Source organism: Azospirillum formosense (genome assembly GCF_013340925.1).
Lineage (GTDB): Bacteria > Pseudomonadota > Alphaproteobacteria > Azospirillales > Azospirillaceae > Azospirillum > Azospirillum formosense.
This window is the reverse complement of record NZ_WHOR01000350.1, coordinates 1-4,887: the sequence shown is the minus strand read 5'-3', so window position 1 is coordinate 4,887 and position 4,887 is coordinate 1. Positions and strand designations below refer to the sequence as shown.

Below are 4,887 nucleotides of genomic sequence, written 5' to 3'. Positions count from 1 at the left end.
TTCATTATTTTTTTTTTTGCATATCTACGCCACCCCACGGACTACCAACGTGTGGGGTCGGTGGGCACCGCGAATTGTTTATAAGAACATGTCCCGAACCCGCTTTCCAGCCGGGCGAGCAGCGCCTTCCAGCGCCCCGCCATGTCGATCCCGGCCGAGGCCAGGAAGCGCGCCCCGCGCGTGGCGTCGAAGCCCAGCGCGCGGGTGACGTTGGGCAGCATCGCCCGCCCGCCATGGGCGGAGCCGTCGAGCACGTAACGCGCCGCCAGCCGCTCCGGCAGGCCGTCCAGCGCCGGCAGCGCCCCGGCGACCGGCAGGGAGTCGGCGTCCACCCCCAGATCGGCCAGATCGGCGCGCAGCAGGTCCAGCCGCTCGGCCCCCTCGCCCAGCGCCCGCTCGCCCAACGCTCGCTCGATGGGGGCGTTGAAGCCGTGCAGGGCGATCAGGGCGTCGCGGTACTCGTCCACCGTGATGGACGGGCTGGTCAGCGGCCGCAGGACCTCGGCCCGGTCGAGCCGTTCATGGATGTCGCGGGTCGCCTCGCGCAGCGCCTGCCGTACCGGTCCCAAAGGGATGCTCCGTCGTGATGAAGAAATGAGGTGGGAAAGGGGTCAGGTGGGGGCAAGGACTTCCGGAACCGGTTCCGGCCCCTGGGAGGATTCCTGCTGCCGCGCCCACAATGCGGCATAGGCGCCGCCGCGCGACAGCAGTTCCATGTGGCGTCCCCGTTCGATCACACGACCGGCCTCCATCACCAGGATCTCGTCGGCGTCGATCACGGTGGACAGGCGGTGCGCGATGACCAGCGTGGTGCGGCCGCGGCTGACCTCGCGCAGGTTGGCCTGGATCTCCCGCTCGGTGTGGGTGTCGAGCGCCGAGGTCGCCTCATCGAACAGCAGGATCGCCGGGTTCTTCAGGATGGTGCGGGCGATGGCGACGCGCTGCTTCTCGCCGCCGGACAGCTTCAGTCCGCGCTCCCCCACCGTGGTCTCGTAGCCGTCGGGCAGCGCCATGATGAAGTTGTGGATGTGGGCCAGGCGCGCCGCCTGCTCGACCTCCGCCGGGCTGGCGCCGGGGCGGCCGTAGGCGATGTTGTAGTAGACCGTGTCGTTGAACAGCACCGTGTCCTGAGGGACGATGCCGATGGCGCCGCGCAGCGATTGCTGGGTCACCTCCCGGATGTCCTGCCCGTCGATCAGGATGCCGCCGCCCGACACGTCGTAGAAGCGGAACAGCAGCCGGCCGATGGTCGATTTGCCCGCGCCGGACGGCCCGACGATGGCCACCGTCCGCCCGGCGGGCACGGTGAAGCTCACCCCCTTGAGGATCGGCCGCCGCGGGTCGTAGCCGAACTCCACCCCGTCGAAGCGCAGCTCGCCCCCGGTGATGGCCAGCGCCGGGGCGCCCGGCCGGTCGGCGACCTCGCGGTCCACCGACAGCAGCGTCACCATCGACTCCACGTCGATCAGCGCCTGCTTGATCTCGCGGTAGACCACCCCGAAGAAGTTCAGCGGCTGGTAGAGCTGCAGCAGGTAGGTGTTCACCAGCACGAAGTCGCCCAGCGTCATCGTGCCGTTGACGATGCCGCGCGCCGCCATGCCCATGACCACCGCCAGCCCCAGCGAGATGATCGCCGACTGGCCGATGTTCAGCAGCGACAGGCTGCGCTGGCTCTTCACCGCCGCCTGCTCGTAGGAGGCCAGCGCCTGGTCGTAGCGCCGGGCCTCGTGCCCCTCGTTGCCGAAATACTTGACGGTCTCGTAGTTCAGCAGGCTGTCCACCGCCTTGGTGTTGGCCTTGTTGTCGGTCTCGTTCATGGCGCGGCGGAACTGGATGCGCCATTCCGACACGAAGAAGGTGTAGGCGATGTAGCTTCCCACCGTGGCGAAGGTCGCCAGCGCGAACCAGCCGTCGAACATCCGCCACAGGATCACGCAGACCAGCGTGATCTCCACCAGCGTCGGCACGATGGAGAACAGCGCGTAGCGCAGCAGCGTCTCGATGGCGCGGGTGCCGCGCTCCAGCGAGCGGGTCAGGCCGCCGGTCTGGCGCTCCAGGTGGAAGCGCAGCGACAGGGCGTGCAGATGCTGGAAGACCGACAGGGCGACCTTGCGGATGGTGCGCTGGGCGACGTTGGCGAACACCGCGTCGCGCAGCTCCGCGAAGACCAGCGACATCACCCGCGCCAGACCATAGGCGACGATCAGCCCCAGCGGGATCGTCACCAGCGCGCCCGCGTCGCCCGGCGACAGCGCGTCCACCGCCCGCTTGTAGAAGAGCGGCACCCAGACGTTCGCCACCTTGGCGCCGACCAGCAGGATCAGCGCCACCACCACGCGCAGCTTCGTCTCGAAGGAATCATGCGGCCACAGATAGGGGACGAGCGAACGCAGCGCCGCCATGTCGCCAGTGCTGGACGCGGCCTCCGCATAGGAGGGTGCCGGGCTGGGGTTGCTGGTGCGGCGGCGCATGGAGGGGTCCGGGGAAGGGTCGGTTGGAAAAAGCGGCTGCCCTAAACTAGGGCTGCATGAGCCGTCAACCAAGGAAGACGGGCCGTGCGCGGGCTGCATGGCGCTCAGCCAGGACGTCTCCACACGGATTACGGGAATCGATCTCCGAAAAATTGCACGCGGACGAACGGATAAAACCGTATTAGACTTATTGTCTATCTCCGACGGCGAGGGCTGCGGAGCGATTGCCGCATAGGGCCGAACGTGCTGAAGAACCTCTCCCTGACCGCCAAACTGTCCCTGCTGAACGTGCTGGGGCTGTTCATCCTGGCCATCGTGCTGACGCTGGCCTCCAGCCAGGTGCTGAGCGACCGCAGCGCCGCCTCCGCGCGGGAGCAGCGGGAGCGCAGCATGGCGCTGGCCCACATGCTGCTGAAGCAGAACGGCGCCGACTACAGCCTGCGCGACGGCGCGCTCTACGTCGGATCGGTGCGGGTCGACGGCGACACCCGCATGGTCGACCAGATCCGCGAGCTGACCGGCGGTGCGGCCACGGTGTTCCGCGGCGACACCCGCGTCGCCACCACCGTGCAGAACCCCGACGGCAGCCGGGCCAACGGCACGAAGCTGGGCGCCGGGCCGGTCTTCGACAGCGTCATCACGCAGCGCAAGCCCTACCGCGGCGAGGCCGACATCCTGGGCGAGCGCTACTTCACCTCATACGACCCGCTGCTCGACGCCTCCGGCTCGGTGGTCGGCGTGCTGTTCGTCGGGCTGAAGCGGGCCGACGTGATGAGGGTGGTGGACGAGGTGGAGCGCACCATCCTGGTGGTGGCGCCGCTGGTCACGCTGGCCTTCGGTCTGGTCAGCTTCTTCCTGGTCCGCCGCCAGATGGGTGCCGTGCGGGCGATGAGCGCGACCATGCACGACCTCGCCGCCGACAAGCTGGACGTCGCCGTTCCCGGCCTCGACCGCGGCGACGAGATCGGGCAGATGGCCCAGGCGGTTCATGTGTTCAAGGACAACGCCATCCAGAAGAAGGCGATGGACGAGGCCGAGCGCGCCCGCCTGGAGGCCGAGCGCCGCGCCGACGAGGCGCAGCGCGCCCGCGAGGCGGCGATCGGCGAGGAGATCGCCGCGCTGATCGACGGCGTATCGAAGGGCGACCTGTCGCGCCGCCTCGACCTGACCGGCAAGGACGGCTTCTACAAGACCATGTCGGCGGGCATCAACCGGCTGACCGACACGGTGGAGGCGGTCATCGCCGATCTCGGCGCGGTGCTCAGCGCGCTCGCCCAGGGCGACCTCAACAAGCGGGTGCAGCGCGACTATGAGGGGGCCTTCCAGACGCTGAAGACCGACGTCAACGCCACCTCGGCCAAGCTGTCGGAGATCGTCGGCCAGATCACCCAGGCGGCGGACACCATCGCCTCGGCGGCGGGCGAGGTCTCCGTCGGCTCCTCCGACCTCGCGGAGCGGACGGAGCAGCAGGCCTCCTCGCTGGAGGAGACGGCGGCGAGCATGGAGGAGCTGGGTGCCACGGTGCGCTCCAACGCCGACAACGCCCAGCGCGCCAACGGCATGGCCGCCGACGCCCGCACCGCCGCGGATTCGGGTGGTGCGGTGGCGGACTCCGCCATTGACGCGATGAAGCGCATCGAGGCGTCGAGCCGCAAGATCACCGACATCATCGGGGTGATCGACGAGATCGCCTTCCAGACCAACCTGCTGGCGCTGAACGCGGCGGTCGAGGCGGCGCGGGCCGGCGACGCGGGCCGCGGCTTCGCCGTGGTGGCCCAGGAGGTGCGCAACCTCGCCCAGCGCTCCGCCCAGGCGTCCAAGGAGATCAAGGGCCTGATCCTGGACAGCGAAGCCCAAGTGAAGGACGGGGTGGAGCTGGTCAAGAAGGCCGGCGACGCGCTGGAGGGCATCGTGTCGGGCGTCCAGCAGGTCGCCGGGCTGATCGCCGAGATGGCCTCCGCCTCCTCGGAGCAGGCGGCGGCGCTCGACGAGATCAACGCCACCGTCTCGCAGATGGACGAGATGACCCAGAAGAACGCCGCGCTGGTCGAGGAAACCACCGCCGCGGCGCAGGCCATGGCCGGTCAGGCCAACGACCTGAAGGGGCTGATCGGCTTCTTCAAGCTGGACCCCCGCGCCATGCCGGTCGCCGTGCCGGTCGCGATTACGAACCCGCGGCATGTGGCGCCGGTGGTGCGTCCGACCCGCGCCGCGGCCAAGCCGGCGGCTCGCGCGGTGTCGGGCGCCGCGCTCAAGCGCAACGTCAGCGAGGACGACGACTGGAAGGAATTTTGAGAGGTGGGGCGGCCTTGCCCCCACCCTAACCCTCCCCCGCTGTCGCAGGGGAGGGGACTGCCGCCGCTTCGCAGAAATCTCCCTCCCCTGCGACAGCGGGGGAGGGCCGGGGTGGGGGCAA

The 4,887-nt window shown here is 69.3% G+C and carries 3 protein-coding genes; 1 reads left to right on the top strand and 2 read right to left on the bottom strand.

Going from position 1 to position 4,887, the window contains the following annotated elements:
• Positions 1 to 41: 41 nt before the first annotated feature.
• The gene (locus tag GBZ26_RS26900) at positions 42 to 569 is read right to left on the bottom strand and encodes a biliverdin-producing heme oxygenase (protein ID WP_174441450.1); all 528 of its coding nucleotides are present in this window, start codon (positions 567 to 569) and stop codon (positions 42 to 44) included.
• Positions 570 to 611: 42 nt separating this feature from the next.
• The gene (locus tag GBZ26_RS26895; RefSeq protein ID WP_281427494.1) at positions 612 to 2,471 is read right to left on the bottom strand and encodes an ABCB family ABC transporter ATP-binding protein/permease; all 1,860 of its coding nucleotides are present in this window, start codon (positions 2,469 to 2,471) and stop codon (positions 612 to 614) included.
• 243 nt (positions 2,472 to 2,714) lie between these two features.
• On the opposite strand from GBZ26_RS26895, the gene GBZ26_RS26890 reads away from it, so the two are divergent.
• Positions 2,715 to 4,766 (top strand): methyl-accepting chemotaxis protein, encoded by a 2,052-nt coding sequence (locus GBZ26_RS26890; protein ID WP_174441449.1) that lies wholly within the window; start codon positions 2,715 to 2,717, stop codon positions 4,764 to 4,766.
• Positions 4,767 to 4,887 lie beyond the last annotated feature (121 nt).